10 protein-coding genes are annotated in these 16698 nt (G+C 58.1%); all 10 read left to right on the top strand.

Annotated features, from left to right (window positions below; genetic code table 11):
* The first annotated feature begins 247 nt into the window (after nt 1-247).
* Complete coding sequence (locus tag SOM40_RS17075; RefSeq protein WP_320530399.1) at nt 248-5215, top strand: alpha-2-macroglobulin family protein; 4968 nt, start codon at nt 248-250, stop codon at nt 5213-5215.
* A 1-nt stretch (nt 5216) separates the two neighbouring features.
* Entirely contained in the window at nt 5217-7541 is a 2325-nt protein-coding gene (pbpC, locus tag SOM40_RS17070) for a peptidoglycan glycosyltransferase PbpC (protein ID WP_320530398.1), read from the top strand.
* A 155-nt stretch (nt 7542-7696) separates the two neighbouring features.
* On the top strand, nt 7697-8128 hold the full coding sequence (gene ndk / locus SOM40_RS17065) for a nucleoside-diphosphate kinase (RefSeq protein ID WP_320530397.1): 432 nt from the start codon (nt 7697-7699) through the stop codon (nt 8126-8128).
* A 169-nt stretch (nt 8129-8297) separates the two neighbouring features.
* Nucleotides 8298-9464, top strand: coding sequence for a dual-specificity RNA methyltransferase RlmN (rlmN, locus tag SOM40_RS17060; protein ID WP_106994605.1), 1167 nt, complete (start codon nt 8298-8300; stop codon nt 9462-9464).
* A gap of 292 nt (nt 9465-9756) precedes the next feature.
* Nucleotides 9757-10755: a cytoskeleton protein RodZ gene (rodZ, locus tag SOM40_RS17055; RefSeq protein ID WP_106994606.1), complete on the top strand. Its 999-nt coding sequence runs from the start codon at nt 9757-9759 to the stop codon at nt 10753-10755.
* A gap of 30 nt (nt 10756-10785) precedes the next feature.
* Nucleotides 10786-11904 carry a flavodoxin-dependent (E)-4-hydroxy-3-methylbut-2-enyl-diphosphate synthase gene (gene ispG, locus SOM40_RS17050; protein WP_106994607.1) on the top strand — a complete coding sequence of 373 codons (1119 nt, stop codon included), beginning with the start codon at nt 10786-10788 and terminating at the stop codon, nt 11902-11904.
* Nucleotides 11905-11995: 91 nt separating this feature from the next.
* The gene (gene hisS / locus SOM40_RS17045) at nt 11996-13270 is read left to right on the top strand and encodes a histidine--tRNA ligase (RefSeq protein WP_106994608.1); all 1275 of its coding nucleotides are present in this window, start codon (nt 11996-11998) and stop codon (nt 13268-13270) included.
* A 13-nt stretch (nt 13271-13283) separates the two neighbouring features.
* On the top strand, nt 13284-13904 hold the full coding sequence (locus tag SOM40_RS17040; protein WP_225758293.1) for a YfgM family protein: 621 nt from the start codon (nt 13284-13286) through the stop codon (nt 13902-13904).
* A 10-nt stretch (nt 13905-13914) separates the two neighbouring features.
* Entirely contained in the window at nt 13915-15093 is a 1179-nt protein-coding gene (gene bamB, locus SOM40_RS17035) for an outer membrane protein assembly factor BamB (RefSeq protein ID WP_106994610.1), read from the top strand.
* Nucleotides 15094-15203: 110 nt separating this feature from the next.
* Nucleotides 15204-16676 (top strand): ribosome biogenesis GTPase Der, encoded by a 1473-nt coding sequence (gene der / locus SOM40_RS17030; protein WP_166183342.1) that lies wholly within the window; start codon nt 15204-15206, stop codon nt 16674-16676.
* The last annotated feature ends 22 nt before the right edge of the window (nt 16677-16698 follow it).

Genomic DNA, 16698 nt, shown 5'->3' with positions numbered 1-16698 from the left:
ATAGCATTAAAATTAGCAGGGCAAGCGCGACCTTATCCAGCTATCTTATTGTTTTAAAAACAAATGACGTTAAAGGTTACATGTAACCTTTAACGCTGTGATCGCGCCAGCAACGAAATCTTTATCGGCACAGAAAAGTTTGCGAGGCGTTGTCCAGAATTGGAATCAACGCTTTTGTATTAATGAAACTTGCGGATAATACTTATCCCGACGACGACCAACAGGCCCGCAAGGCCAGGGATAAAGGATGAAACCGTTTCGCCTTGCCGCGCTGTCATTAGCGCTGCTTACCTCCATCACGCTTGTCGGCTGTGATGAGAGTGACGATAAGACCTCTTCAGCGGCACCCGCCACCGCCACTGCTTCCACCTCTACGCCAGCGCCTGCTTCTGCGCCGGTCAAGCCGGACAACGCCACGCTGGAGAAGCTGGCAGCACAAAGCCAGGGCAAAACGCTGTCCCTGTTGGATGCGTCTGAGATCCAGCTGGAGGGTGCCGCTGCGCTGGTGCTGACCTTCTCCGTGCCGCTCGATCCTTCGCAGGATTTCGCCCGCACGGTGCATGTGGTCGATAAAAAAAGCGGCAAGGTTGACGGTGCCTGGGAGCTGGCGCCGAACCTGAAAGAGCTGCGCCTGCGTCATCTGGAGCCGAACCGTAACCTGGTGGTTACCGTCGAGCGCGATCTGCTGGCGCTGAATAAAAGCACCTTTGGCAGCGACGTCGAAAAAGCCATTACAACCCGCGATATTGCGCCGAGCGTGGGCTTTGCCAGCCGCGGCTCGCTGCTGCCGGGTAAGGTGGTGGAAGGGCTGCCGGTGATGGCGCTGAATGTTAATAATGTCGATGTGAATTTCTACCGCGTCAAACCCGAGTCACTGGCCGCCTTTGTCAGCCAGTGGGAGTACCGCAGCTCGCTCACCAACTGGGAATCCGACAATCTGCTGAAGATGGCGGAGCTGGTCTACACCGGCCGTTTTGACCTTAATCCGGCCCGCAATACCCGCGAAAAACTGCTCCTGCCGCTGGCGGATATCAAGCCACTGCAGCAGGCGGGTGTCTATATCGCGGTGATGAATCAGGCCGGGCATTACAACTACAGCAATGCCGCCACCCTCTTTACCCTCAGCGATATCGGTCTCTCCGCACACCGCTACCATAACCGGCTGGATATCTTCACCCAGAGCCTGGAGAACGGCGCGGCGCAGTCGGCGATCGAGGTGCAGCTGCTCAACGATAAAGGGCAGACTCTGGCGCAGGCCACCAGCGACGCCGACGGTCACGCGACCCTGCAGACTGACAAAGAAGCCGCGCTGCTCCTCGCCCGTAAAGACGGGCAGACCACGCTGCTGGATCTCACCCTCCCGGCGCTGGATCTGGCGGAGTTTGCTATCTCCGGCGCGCCGGGCTTTAGTAAACAGTTCTTTATGTTTGGCCCCCGCGATCTCTACCGCCCGGGCGAAACGGTGATCCTCAACGGCCTGCTGCGCGACAGCGACGGCAAACCGCTCCCCGACCAGCCGGTGAAGCTCGAAGTGCTGCGCCCGGACGGGCAGGTCGCGCGCACCGTGGTCAGCCAGCCTGCTAACGGGCTTTACCGCTTTGACTATCAGCTTGATAGCGGGGCACAAACCGGGATGTGGCATGTTCGTGCCAGCACCGGCGATAACCAGCAGCGGATGTGGGATTTCCACGTCGAAGACTTTATGCCAGAACGCATGGCGCTCAATATTGCCGGGCAAAAAACGCCACTATCCCCGCAGGATCCTGTCGCGTTCGATGTCACCGGGTATTACCTCTACGGCGCCCCTGCCAACGGCAACAGCCTGCAGGGCCAGCTCTTCTTGCGCCCGCTGCGGGAAGCCGTGGCCGCTCTGCCGGGCTTCCAGTTCGGGGATATTGCCGAAGAGAACCTGAGCCGCAGCCTCGATGAGGTGCAACTGACCCTCAACGAGCAGGGACGCGGGCAGGTGAGCAGCGACAGCCAGTGGAAAGAGACCCACTCTCCGCTGCAGGTTGTTTTGCAGGCCAGCCTGCTGGAGTCCGGTGGCCGTCCAGTTACCCGCCGGGCAGAGCAGGCCGTCTGGCCAGCCGCAACCCTGCCGGGCATCCGTCCGCAGTTCGCCAGCAAAGCGGTCTATGACTACCGCACCGATACCACCGTCAATCAGCCGATTGTCGAGGAGAACAGCCAGGCCGGGTTTGATATCGTTTACGCCGATGCCAGCGGGGTGAAAAAAGCCGTCTCGGGCCTGCAGGTGCGTCTGATCCGCGAGCGCCGCGACTACTCCTGGAACTGGTCGGAGAGCGACGGCTGGCAGTCACAGTTTGATCAAAAAGATCTGATCGAGGGCGAGCAGACGCTGGATCTGGCCGCCGACGAAACCGGAAAAGTCAGCTTCCCGGTGGAGTGGGGCTCCTATCGTCTGGAAGTGAAAGCCCCGGACGAGGCGGTCAGCAGCGTGCGCTTCTGGGCAGGCTACAGCTGGCAGGATAACAGCGACGGAACGGGGGCAGCACGCCCGGATCGCGTCACCCTGAAACTGGATAAACCGGCCTATCAGCCCGGGGATAGCATCAAGCTGCACATTGCCGCCCCGGCAGCAGGGAAAGGCTATGCGATGATCGAATCCAGCGAAGGGCCGCTGTGGTGGAAAGAGATCGAGGTCCCGGCCGAGGGGCTGGATATGACTATCCCGGTGGATAAAGCCTGGAAACGTCACGATCTTTATCTCTCCACGCTGGTGGTTCGCCCCGGCGATAAATCCAAATCCGCCACGCCAAAACGGGCGGTGGGCTTGCTGCATCTGCCGATGGGTGATGAAAACCGTCGCCTTAGCATTGCGCTGGATAACCCACAGAAAATGCGTCCGAACCAGACCCTGGCTGTCAAAGTGAAGGCCAGCGTGAAAGAGGGGGCGACCCCGCAGAAAATCAACGTGCTGGTCTCGTCGGTGGACAGTGGCGTACTCAATATTACCGATTACGTTACTCCCGATCCGTGGCAGGCATTCTTTGGTCAGAAGCGCTATGGCGCGGACATCTACGACATCTACGGCCAGGTGATTGAAGGCCAGGGGCGTCTGGCGTCGCTGCGCTTTGGTGGTGATGGGGATGAACTCAAGCGTGGCGGTAAACCGCCGGTCAACCATGTCACTATCATTGCCCAGCAGGCGCAGCCGGTAGAACTGGATGCCAACGGTGAAGGGACCGTTTCGTTACCGATTGGTGACTTCAACGGCGAGCTGCGTCTGATGGCTCAGGCCTGGACCGATGACGATTTCGGCAGCAGTGAGAGCAAGGTTATCGTTGCCGCGCCCGTTATTACCGAACTGAACACTCCGCGCTTCCTGGCCAGCGGCGATAACGCCAGGCTGGCGCTGGATCTGACCAACCTGACGGATAAACCGCAAACCCTGAACGTAGCGTTGACCGCGGGTGGAAATCTGGCGCTGGAAGGTAGCCAGCCGCAGCCGGTGCAGCTGGCGGCCGGTGAACGCTCAACGCTGTTTATTCCGGTGCGGGCGCTGGACGGTTACGGCGAGGGGGAAATCGCCGCCCAGGTGAGCGGCCTGACGCTTCCCGGCGAAACCTTCGCGCCACAGCAGAAGAGCTGGAAGATCGGCGTACGTCCGGCGTTCCCGGCGCAGACGGTGAACAGCGGCACGATGCTCAAGCCGGGTGAGAGCTGGCACGCGCCGGAACAGCATCTTGCTAATTTCTCTCCGGTGACGTTACAGGGGCAGCTCCTGCTCAGCGGCAAGCCGCCGCTCAACCTGGCCCGCTATATTCGTGAGCTGCAGGCCTATCCATATGGCTGTCTGGAGCAGACCACCAGCGGCCTGTTCCCGTCGCTCTATACCAGTGCCGCCCAGCTGAACGCCCTGGGCATAAAGGGCGACACCGACGAGAAGCGCCGGGCGGCTATTGAGATTGGCATCTCCCGCCTGCTGCAGATGCAGCGTAACGACGGCGGTTTTGCCCTGTGGGATAAGGAGGGGCCGGAAGAGTACTGGCTCACCGCCTATGTCACCGATTTCCTGGTGCGCGCGGGCGAGCAGGGTTACAGCGTTCCGACGGATGCAGTTAACAATGCCAACAACCGTCTGCTGCGCTACCTGCAGGATCCGGGCATGATGGCGGTCCGCTACAGTGATGACACCCCGGGTAGCAAGTTCGCTATTCAGGCCTATGCCGCGCTGGTGCTGGCGCGTCAGCAGAAAGCCCCTCTCGGCGCATTGCGTGAAATCTGGGAGCGTCGTGCCCAGGCAAAATCGGGTCTGCCGCTGATGCAGCTGGGACTGGCGCTGAAGCTGATGGGGGACGCACCCCGTAGTCAGCAGGCGCTGGATCTGGCCATCAAAACCCCGCGTAGCGAAACCCAGAGCTGGATGGCCGATTACGGCAGCCCGCTGCGGGATAACGCGATGATGCTCAGCCTGCTGGAAGAGTACAACCTGCTGCCGGATGCGCAGAACACGCTGTTGAATGCGCTCTCTCAGCAGGCGTTCAGCCAGCGCTGGCTCTCCACCCAGGAGAGCAATGCCCTGTTCCTGGCGGGGCGTTCCCTGCAGAACCTCTCCGGGGCATGGCAGGTGACCAGCACGCTGGCAGAAGGTAGTACCAGCGGAGATAAACCACAGGTGCAGAACCTCAACGCCGATCAGCTGGCTGCTCTGCAGGTGACCAACACCGGTACTACGCCGCTGTGGGTACGCCTGGACAGCAGCGGTTACCCGCAATACGCGCCGCAGCCTGCTTCTAACGTCTTGAAAATTGAACGTCAGATTCTGGCGACCGATGGCAGCAGCAAATCCCTCTCGTCCCTGAAGAGCGGTGAGCTGGTGCTGGTCTGGCTGAACGTTACCGCCAGCCAGAGCGTGCCGGATGCGCTGGTGGTTGACCTGCTGCCTGCCGGGCTGGAACTGGAAAACCAGAACCTTGCCAGCAGCAGCGCCAGCCTGCAGGAGAGCGGGAGTGAAGTACAGAACCTGCTCAACCAGATGCAGCAGGCCGATATTCAGCATATGGAGTTCCGCGACGATCGCTTTGTCGCTGCCGTGCCGGTCAATGAATACCAGCCGGTGACGCTGGTCTATCTGGCGCGCGCGGTCACCCCGGGAACCTATACGGTGCCTGTGCCGCTGGTGGAATCGATGTACGTGCCGCAGTGGCGGGCAACGGGTGCGGCCAGCGGCCCGCTGACTGTCGTTCCGTAACGTGCAGTATCGGAAATGGATACGCTCCCGCTGGCTATGGCTGGTGGGGGCGATACTTCTGCTGTGGGGCGGCGTCATTGCTGCCGATCGCCTGTGGCCACTCCCGCTACACGAGGTCAATCCTGCCCGGGTGGTAGTGGACGAGAAGGGCATCCCGCTGTGGCGATTTGCCGATCGCGACGGGATCTGGCGCTATCCGGTCACTATCGAAGAGGTTTCCCCCCGCTATCTCGAAGCCCTGATCCAGTATGAAGATCGCTGGTTCTGGGATCATCCCGGCGTAAATCCGTTCTCGGTGCTACGTGCCGCCTGGCAGGATCTTACTGCCGGGAAGGTGGTCTCGGGCGGGAGTACGCTGACCATGCAGGTTGCCCGTCTGCTGGATCCTCATCCCCGGACCTTCGGTGGCAAAGCGCGTCAGCTCTGGCGCGCGCTCCAGCTCGAGTGGCATCTCTCTAAACGTGAGATCCTGACCCTCTATCTGAACCGTGCCCCCTTTGGCGGTACGCTGCAGGGGGTGGGGGCCGCCAGCTGGGCTTACCTGGGGAAAGCCCCTGCGCAGTTGAGCTACTCCGAAGCTGCGCTGCTTGCCGTCCTGCCGCAGGCCCCGAGCCGTTTGCGCCCGGACCGCTGGCCGGAGCGTGCCGAGGCGGCACGCAATAAAGTGCTCAGGCGCATGGCCTCTCAGGGCGTCTGGCCCGCGCGTCAGGTGAGCGAATCGCAGGAGGAGCCAGTATGGCTGGCCCCCCGGCAGATGCCGCAACTGGCACCCTTGTTCTCGCGCATGATGCTCAGCAAAAGCCGTGATACCAAAGTGGTGACAACCCTCGATGCCACACTCCAGCGCCAGCTGGAGGAGCTGGCGCTGAACTGGAAATCCCGGCTGCCGCCCCGCAGTTCACTGGCGATGATCGTGGTCGATCATACCGATATGAAGGTGCGCGGCTGGGTCGGATCGGTGGACATCAACGACGACAGTCGTTTCAGCCATGTGGATATGATCCAGGCGATCCGATCTCCGGGATCGGTGCTCAAGCCCTTTGTCTATGGCCTGGCGATGGATGACGGGCTGATCCACCCGGCCTCGCTGCTGCAGGATGTCCCGCGCCGCACCGGCGATTACCGTCCGGGGAATTTTGACAGCGGTTTTCATGGCCCAATCAGCATGAGCGAGGCGCTGGTGCGATCCCTGAACCTGCCCGCCGTGCAGGTGCTCGAAGCCTACGGGCCGAAAAAGTTTGCCGGGATGCTGCGTAACGCCGGACTGCCGCTGTTGCTGCCCGCAGGCGCTCAGCCGAACCTCTCCCTGATCCTCGGCGGTGCCGGGGCGCGTCTGGAAGATATCGCTGCGGCTTACAGCGCTTTTGCCCGTCAGGGTCGGGCAGGGAAGCTGCGCCTGCAGCCGGATGACCCCCTGCTCGAGCGGCCTCTGCTGTCGCCCGGGGCGGCGTGGATCGTCCGCCGCATTCTGGCCAACGAGGCGCAGCCGCTACCGGACAGCGCCCTTGCTCAGGTGGTACCCCTGGCGATAAAAACCGGTACCAGCTATGGCTACCGTGACGCCTGGGCGATAGGGCTGAATGCACGCTACGTGATCGGAATCTGGACCGGCAGACCGGACGGTACGCCGGTGGCAGGGCAATTTGGTTTTGCCAGCGCGGTGCCGGTGTTAAATCAGGTCAACAACCTGCTGCAGTCGCGTTCGGCGCTGGATGAGGCGCGCCTGCCGCGCGACCCGCGTCCGGCCTCGGTGAGCCGGGGAGTGATCTGCTGGCCGGGCGGGCAGTCTCTGCCGGAAGGGGACAGCAACTGTCGTCGTCGCCTCGCGACCTGGCTGCTTGAGGGAAGCCAGCCGCCGACGCTGCTACTGCCGGAGCAGGAGGGCATCCGCGGGATTCGTTTCCCTGTCTGGCTGGATAACAGCGGCAAACGGGTGGCGGCGGACTGCCCGCAGGCCCAGGAACACAGCGTTGACGTCTGGCCTCTGCCGCTGGAGCCCTGGCTACCGCAGGCGGAACGGCGGGCTGCGCGCATCCCGGCTGCATCTGCAACCTGCCCGCCGCTCGGCCAGGCTTTCCCGGCACCGCTGATTCTGTCCGGTATTCGTCAGGGAGCGGTGATTAAGCGCCTGCCGGGTGAGGCGCGCGTGTCATTGCCTCTGCTGGCCAGCGGCAGTAACGGTGCCCGCTGGTGGTTTCTCAATGGCGAACCGCTAAATGCGCAGGGGCGGGCGTATACGTTGCATCTTGAAAATGCCGGAGAGTATCAACTGTTGGTGATGGATGAGGCGGGGCAGGTGGCGACCGCTGATTTTACGTTGCAATAGATAAAACAGGTTTTAGCCCCGATCTGTTGTTAAAACTCGTCTTATTTTAAAAAAATGTTACATCCATCCATAGGCAATGGCGTGAATGCTCATTATAATCCGCGCCATATATTTCGCATGAATGCAAAACAACAGAACAAATCACAGAGGTAATCATGGCTATTGAACGTACTTTTTCCATCATCAAACCAAACGCGGTGGCAAAAAACGTTATTGGCAGCATCTTTGCTCGCTTTGAAGCGGCAGGGTTCAAAATCGTTGGCACCAAAATGCTGCATCTGACCGTTGAGCAGGCTCGCGGTTTCTATGCTGAGCACGAAGGTCGCCCATTCTTCGACGGTCTGGTTGAGTTCATGACCTCTGGCCCAATCGTGGTTTCCGTGCTGGAAGGCGAAAATGCTGTTCAGCGTCACCGCGATCTGCTGGGCGCAACCAACCCGGACAACGCGTTGGCCGGTACCCTGCGCGCAGATTACGCTGACAGCTTCACCGAGAACGGCACCCACGGTTCCGACTCCGTAGAATCTGCTAAACGCGAAATCGCTTTCTTCTTCGCAGAAGGCGAAGTGTGCTCACGTACCCGTTAATTTAACGGTTTCGTTTACACATTATTTTCGTAAATGCCGCGTGCAAACGTGGCATCCCTGCGTGAGACTTTGTACAATGCAACGCCCCGGATGAGCAGACTGCTTTCCGGGGCGTTTCTTTTCAACCCTCCACGGGCCATAACGTGTAACAACGAGGCCGGAATATATTATGTCTGAATTAGTTAATACCTCCGAAGTCGCCATTCCTGCGGTTCCAAATAAAAATGGAAAAATCAACCTGCTGGACCTGAACCGTCAGCAGATGCGCGAGTTCTTCAAAGAGATGGGCGAGAAGCCGTTTCGTGCCGACCAGGTCATGAAGTGGATGTATCACTATTGCAGCGACGACTTTGATGACATGACTGACATCAACAAAGTGCTGCGCAACAAGCTGAAAGAGGTCGCGGAAATCCGCGCCCCGGAAGTGGTGGAAGAGCAGCGTTCAGCTGACGGCACCATCAAATGGGCGATAGCCGTAGGCGATCAGCGCGTTGAAACGGTCTATATCCCGGAAGAAGATCGCGCCACGCTGTGTGTCTCTTCCCAGGTCGGTTGTGCGCTGGAGTGTAAGTTCTGCTCCACGGCGCAGCAGGGCTTCAACCGTAACCTGCGCGTGTCGGAAATTATCGGCCAGGTCTGGCGTGCGGCGAAGATCGTCGGCGCGGCAAAAGTGACCGGCACCCGTCCGATCACCAACGTGGTAATGATGGGGATGGGCGAGCCGCTGCTGAACCTGACTAACGTGGTTCCGGCCATGGAAATCATGCTCGATGACTTCGGTTTTGGCCTGTCCAAACGTCGCGTGACGCTCTCTACATCAGGTGTTGTGCCTGCGCTGGATAAGCTCGGCGATATGATTGACGTTGCGCTGGCGATTTCGCTGCATGCGCCGAACGATACCATCCGTGATGAGATCGTCCCCATCAACAAAAAGTACAATATCGAGACCTTCCTGAACTCGGTGCGGGGCTACATTTCGAAGTCCAACGCTAACCAGGGACGCGTCACCATTGAGTACGTCATGCTGGATCACATCAACGACGGCACCGAGCATGCGCATGAGCTGGCCGCGCTGCTGAAAGATACGCCGTGCAAGATTAACCTGATCCCATGGAACCCGTTCCCGGGCGCGCCGTATGGCCGTAGCTCGAACAGCCGTATCGACCGTTTCTCCAAAGTGCTGATGGAGTATGGTTTTACCACTATCGTGCGTAAAACCCGCGGCGATGATATTGATGCGGCCTGTGGTCAACTGGCCGGTGAAGTTATCGACCGCACCAAGCGTACGCTGCGTAAACGTATGCAAGGCGAAGCGATCGACATCAAGGCCGTGTAATTATTATGCAGTCACGGCGCATTATCTGCGCCGTGGCAGCGTAAGATGCGAATAAACAGTCATTGCACCGGTGTATTGATAATAATTACGGTGCGTTTTATATGACTTTAAGGCAGTATGTAACGACGCAACAACAGTTTAGCCTCACTGACAAGCCGCTTCTGTCAACGAAAACCTGACAGTGTTGTGCTGTCTTACTAAGGTTAACTGACCAGAAGTTTCGCGGTGCGGGTGGCATTGTGACTCACCGGCGCCAGAATCCTCAATTTTCACGTACCAGTAGTTGTAGCGAATGAATACTGAAGCCACTCACGACCAAAATGCAGCACTTTCCACTGGCGTTCGTCTTCGCAACGCCCGTGAACAACTCGGACTAAGCCAGCAAGCCGTTGCGGAACGCTTATGCCTGAAGGTTTCCACGGTCCGCGATATTGAAGAAGATAAGGCACCTGCCGAACTTGCTTCAACGTTTCTGCGTGGTTATATCCGCTCTTATGCGAAACTGGTGCATATTCCAGAAGAAGAACTGCTGCCGATGATGGAAAAACAGGCACCGGTCAGAGCGGCGAAAGTCGCGCCGATGCAGAGTTTTTCGCTGGGCAAACGTCGTAAAAAGCGTGATGGCTGGCTGATGAGCTTTACCTGGCTGGTACTGTTTGTGGTTATCGGCCTGACGGGCGCCTGGTGGTGGCAGAACCACAAAGCGCAGCAGGAAGAGATCACCACCATGGCCGACCAATCCTCCGCCGAGCTTAACGGCTCGGCAGGTGAGGGCGCGCAGAGCATCCCCCTGAATACCGACGCCTCAGCAACCGCCAGCGAACCGCAGGCGGTTACTGCCGGTACGGCGAATACGGCAACGGCGCAGACTGCTGCGCCAGTCGTTGATCAAACTGCCCAGGCGCCGGCTGACAACGCCGTGGTTTCGCCTTCACAGGCAAACGTCGAGACGGCACCGGCAGCTACCGCGGATAACGCGGTTCAGCCTCTGCCATCCGATCCGGCGGGCGTGACCGCTGCAGCGGCCGACCCGAACGCACTGGTCATGAACTTCAGCGCCGATTGCTGGCTGGAAGTGACCGACGCGACCGGCAAAAAGCTGTTTAGCGGTCTGCAGCGTAAGGACGGAACGTTAAATCTGGCAGGCCAGGCGCCCTATAAGCTCAAGATTGGTGCTCCGGCAGCGGTCCAGATCCAGTTCCAGGGTAAACCTGTCGATCTGAGCCGTTTTATCAGAACTAACCAGGTTGCGCGTCTGACCCTCAATGCCGAACAATCAGCAGCACAGTAAGTAACAGACAGGCAACGCGGGAGATTTTCCATGCATAACCAGGCTCCTATTCCACGTAGAAAATCGAAACGTATTTACGTCGGGAATGTGCCAATTGGCGATGGTGCTCCCATCGCCGTTCAGTCGATGACCAACACTCGCACCACTGACGTGGCAGCGACGGTCAATCAGATCAAAGCGTTAGAACGTGTAGGCGCAGACATTGTCCGCGTTTCCGTGCCGACAATGGATGCGGCAGAAGCGTTCAAACTCATCAAACAGCAGGTCTCCGTTCCGCTGGTTGCCGATATTCACTTCGATTACCGTATCGCGCTCAAAGTCGCGGAATACGGCGTTGATTGCCTGCGGATCAACCCTGGCAACATCGGCAGCGAAGAGCGTATCCGCGCGGTGGTCGATTGCGCCCGCGACAAAAACATCCCCATCCGTATCGGCGTGAACGCCGGTTCGCTGGAAAAAGATCTGCAGGAAAAGTATGGCGAACCGACTCCGCAGGCGCTGCTCGAATCGGCTATGCGTCATGTGGATCATCTCGATCGTCTGAACTTCGACCAGTTCAAAGTCAGCGTTAAAGCGTCGGACGTTTTCCTTGCCGTTGAATCCTATCGTCTGCTGGCGAAGCAGATCGATCAGCCCCTGCACCTCGGGATCACCGAAGCAGGTGGTGCGCGCAGCGGTGCAGTGAAATCAGCGATTGGCCTCGGTCTGCTGCTGAATGAAGGCATTGGCGACACCCTGCGTGTCTCGCTGGCCGCCGATCCGGTGGAAGAGATCAAAGTTGGTTTCGATATCCTGAAATCGCTGCGTATTCGCTCCCGTGGCATCAACTTTATCGCCTGCCCGACCTGTTCACGTCAGGAGTTCGACGTCATTGGTACGGTGAATGCGCTGGAGCAGCGTCTGGAAGATATCATCACCCCGATGGACGTTTCGATTATCGGCTGTGTGGTGAACGGTCCGGGTGAGGCCCTGGTGTCGACCCTGGGCGTTACGGGTGGCAATAAGAAAAGTGGTCTCTATGAAGATGGCGTCCGCAAAGATCGTCTGGATAATAACGACATGATTGATCAGCTTGAAGCCCGCATTCGCGCCAAAGCCACCATGCTGGATGAAGCGCAGCGCATCAGCGTGCTACAGGTAGAAAAATAACGTGATGGGAAGCGGTTCGCTTCCTGTGTATGATTGAACCCTTCGGTTATGAACCCCAGGGTTCATTTTTGTCTATAGAAAGAGAACAAACGTGGCAAAGAACATTCAAGCCATTCGCGGCATGAACGATTATCTGCCTGCCGAGACCGCCATCTGGCAGCGCATTGAAGGCACCCTCAAGCAGGTGCTCGGCAGCTACGGTTACAGCGAAATCCGTTTGCCGATTGTAGAGCAGACCCCGTTATTCAAACGCGCTATCGGTGAAGTCACCGACGTGGTTGAAAAAGAGATGTATACCTTTGAGGATCGTAATGGCGACAGCCTGACCTTACGTCCGGAAGGTACGGCGGGATGTGTACGCGCCGGCATCGAGCATGGTCTCCTGTACAATCAGGAGCAGCGCCTGTGGTATATCGGCCCAATGTTCCGTCACGAACGCCCTCAGAAAGGCCGCTATCGTCAGTTTAACCAGCTGGGTGTCGAAGCCTTCGGTCTGCAAGGCCCGGATATTGACGCAGAGCTGATTATGCTGACCGCCCGCTGGTGGCGCGCGCTGGGTATCGCTGACCACGTCTCCCTGGAGCTTAACTCCATTGGTTCTCTTGAAGCGCGTGCAAATTATCGTGATGCGCTGGTGGCCTTCCTCGAGCAGCATAAAGAGAAGCTGGACGAAGACTGCAAGCGTCGTATGTACAGCAACCCGCTGCGCGTGCTGGATTCCAAGAACCCGGACGTGCAGGCCCTGTTGAACGACGCGCCTTCCCTGGGCGATTATCTGGATGAAGATTCCCGCGAACACTTTGCTGGTCTGTGCAAACTGCTGGAAGCTGCGGGTATTGCTTATACCGTCAATCAGCGCCTGGTACGTGGTCTGGACTACTACAACCGCACCGTGTTTGAGTGGGTGACCACCAGCCTCGGCTCACAGGGAACAGTCTGCGCGGGTGGTCGTTATGACGGCCTGGTAGAGCAGTTAGGCGGCCGCGCGGCACCTGCAGTCGGTTTCGCTATGGGCCTCGAGCGACTTGTTTTGTTAGTTCAGGCAGTTAATCCGGAATTTAAAGCCGATCCTGTTGTCGATATATACCTGGTGGCCTCAGGCGCGGAAACGCAGTCTGCGGCAATGCAGCTTGCCGAACGTATGCGCGATGCGCTGCCAGCGGCTAAGCTGATGACCAACCACGGCGGCGGCAACTTTAAGAAACAGTTCGCCCGTGCCGATAAGTGGGGCGCGCGTATCGCACTGGTGCTTGGCGAGTCAGAAGTGGCTAACGGCGAAGTGGTAGTGAAGGATCTGCGCTCTGGTGAGCAAACAACGGTAACGCAGGACGGCGTTGCGGCGCACTTGCGCACTCTACTGGGCTAAGGAGAAGGACTGCGTGGAAATGTACGAGAACGAAAACGACCAGGTTGATGCGATTAAACGCTTCTTTGCTGAAAACGGCAAAGCACTGGCTGTTGGGGTCATTTTAGGTGTTGGCGCCCTGGTGGGCTGGCGTTACTGGAACAGTCATCAGGTCGATTCCGCGCGTGGCTCCTCCTTACAGTATGAAAATACCGTGAGCGCCATTAAGGCCGATCAGCCCCAAACCCTGGCGGCGGCAGAGAAATTTGCCGCAGACAACAAAAACACCTATGGTGCCCTGACATCGCTGGAAGTGGCTCAGCAGTTCGTTGATAAAGGCGAGCTGGATAAAGCGGCAGCCCAGCTGCAGCAGGGTCTGGCAGCCGCAGGCAACGACAACCTGAAAGCGCTCATCAATCTGCGTCTTGCCCGTATTCAGGTGCAGCAGAAGAAACCAGACGAAGCGTTGAAAACCCTGGACTCTGTCAAAGGTGAAGGCTTTGCCTCAATCGTTGCCGACCTGCGTGGCGAAGCACTGCTGAGCAAGGGTGACAAACAAGGCGCGCGCAGCGCATGGGAAGCGGGTGTTAAAAGCAACGCCTCACCCGCGCTGAGCGAAATGATGCAGATGAAAATAAATAATTTGTCCGTCTGAGAGGGACCCGATGCAATTGCGTAAATTACTTCTGCCAGGACTGCTTTCCGTTACGTTATTGAGCGGCTGTTCACTGTTCAGCGGCGAAGAAGATGTTGTCACCATGTCTCCACTGCCGACGGTTGAAAACCAGTTTGCACCGTCTACTGCCTGGAGCACCTCCGTTGGTGACGGCATTGGCGATTTCTACTCCAACCTGCATCCGGCTTCTGCGGACGGCGTGGTCTATGCGGCTGACCGCAAAGGCACGGTAAAAGCCGTAAACGCGGATGACGGCAAAGAGGTGTGGTCGATTAATCTGGCTGAAAAAAGCGGCTGGCTGTCACGCACCCCGGCTCTGCTTTCAGGTGGGGTAACGGTAGCTGGTGGCCATGTCTATATCGGCAGCGAGAAGGCACAGGTCTATGCCCTTAACGCCAGCGACGGTTCCATTGCCTGGCAAACCCGCGTTGCCGGCGAAGCACTCTCCCGTCCGGTCGTCAGCGATGGCATGGTGCTGGTGCATACCGCTAACGGTCAGCTGCAGGCGCTGAATGAAACTGACGGTGCGGTGAAGTGGACCGTTAACCTGGATATGCCTGCGCTCTCCTTGCGCGGTGAATCTGCTCCAGCCACTGCCTTTGGTGCAGCCATTGTTGGCGGCGATAACGGTCGCGTTAACGCCGTATTGATGCAGCAGGGTCAGCTGATCTGGCAGCAGCGTATCTCTCAGGCAACCGGTCCGACCGAAATCGACCGTCTGAGCGATGTGGATACCACCCCGGTTATCGTCAATGGCGTTGTCTACGCGCTGGCCTATAACGGCAATCTGACCGCGATGGATCTGCGTAGCGGCCAGGTGATGTGGAAACGCGAGCTGGGCTCGGTGAACGATTTTGTGGTGGACGGCAACCGCATCTATCTGGTGGATCAGAACGATCGCCTGCTGGCGCTGAGCACCGATGGCGGCGTGACGCTGTGGACGCAAAGCGATCTGTTGCACCGTCTGCTTACCGCACCGGCGCTGTATAACGGCAGCCTGGTGGTAGGTGATAGCGAAGGTTACATGCACTGGATTGACCCGAGCAACGGTCGTTTTGTCGCTCAGGAGAAAGTCGACGGTTCCGGTTTCCTGACCGAGCCGGTAGTGGCTGACGGCAAACTGCTGATCCAGGCAAAAGACGGTACGCTGTACGCGATCACGCGTTAATCACCGCGGTTGTAGTATACTCAACGGCTCCTGTTGCTTCAGGGGCCGTTTTGATTTTTTAAAAAACGCCGCAAACGCGACGTGATATCGAATTTTATGAGGCTTTAAACATGGTACCTGTGGTCGCGCTTGTCGGGCGCCCGAACGTTGGAAAATCCACTCTTTTTAACCGTTTAACACGCACCCGTGATGCGCTGGTTGCGGATTTCCCGGGGCTCACGCGTGACCGTAAGTACGGTCGTGCAGAAGTGGAAGGTCGTGAGTTTATCTGTATCGATACCGGCGGTATCGACGGGACAGAAGACGGCGTTGAAACCCGCATGGCGGAACAATCCCTGCTGGCGATCGAAGAAGCGGATATCGTGCTGTTTATGGTAGATGCGCGCGCGGGCCTGATGCCTGCCGACGTTGCCATCGCCAAGCACCTGCGCTCACGTGAAAAGTCCACCTTCCTGGTGGCAAACAAAACGGACGGTATCGATCCCGATCAGGCGATGGCCGATTTCTGGTCGTTAGGCCTGGGCGATATCTACCCAATCGCCGCCTCTCACGGTCGTGGCGTTACCAGCCTGCTGGAAACCGCGCTGCTGCCGTACGTTGACGAGATCAACCCGCCGGAAGAGGTCGACGAAGACGCCGAATACTGGGCGCAGTTCGAAGAAGGCGAAGAGGGTGAAGAGGAGCCGGAAGACGATTTCAACCCGCAGGATCTGCCGATCAAGCTGGCCATCGTCGGTCGTCCAAACGTCGGTAAGTCAACGCTTACTAACCGTATTCTCGGTGAAGACCGCGTGGTGGTATACGACATGCCGGGCACCACCCGCGACAGCATCTACATCCCGATGCAGCGTGACGAGCGTGAATACGTACTGATCGACACCGCGGGCGTGCGTAAGCGCGGTAAAATTACCGATGTGGTTGAGAAATTCTCGGTAATCAAAACCCTGCAGGCGATTGAAGACGCCAACGTGGTGATGCTGGTTATCGATGCCCGTGAAGGCATCTCCGATCAGGATCTCTCCCTGCTCGGCTTTATCCTCAATAGTGGGCGCTCACTGGTTATCGTCGTCAACAAGTGGGATGGCCTGAGCAACGAAGTGCGTGAGCAGGTCAAAGAGATGCTGGACTTCCGTCTGGGCTTTATCGACTTTGCCCGCGTTCACTTCATCTCAGCCCTGCACGGCAGCGGCGTGGGTAACCTGTTTGAGTCCGTACGCGAAGCCTACGACTGTTCAACGCGTCGTGTCGGTACCGCGATGCTGACCCGTATCATGACCATGGCGGCAGAAGACCATCAGCCACCGCTGGTGCGCGGTCGTCGCGTGAAGCTGAAATATGCCCACGCCGGCGGTTATAACCCGCCTATCGTGGTGATCCACGGTAACCAGGTGAAGGATCTGCCAGATTCTTACAAACGCTATCTGATGAACTACTTCCGTAAATCGCTGGAAGTGATGGGTACACCGATCCGTATTCAGTTCAAAGAAGGGGATAACCCGTTTGCTAACAAACGTAACACCCTGACGCCGAACCAGATGCGTAAGCGTAAGCGTTTGATTAAACACATTAAGAAAAGCAAATAATCGTTGCTGTTCTGCTGAAAAA

This window comes from Leclercia sp. CFBP8987, from assembly GCF_034044995.2.
GTDB classification, from domain to species: domain Bacteria; phylum Pseudomonadota; class Gammaproteobacteria; order Enterobacterales; family Enterobacteriaceae; genus Enterobacter; species Enterobacter tamurae.
Note: the sequence above shows the minus strand (reverse complement) of the source record. Positions and strands in the feature narration are given on the sequence as shown.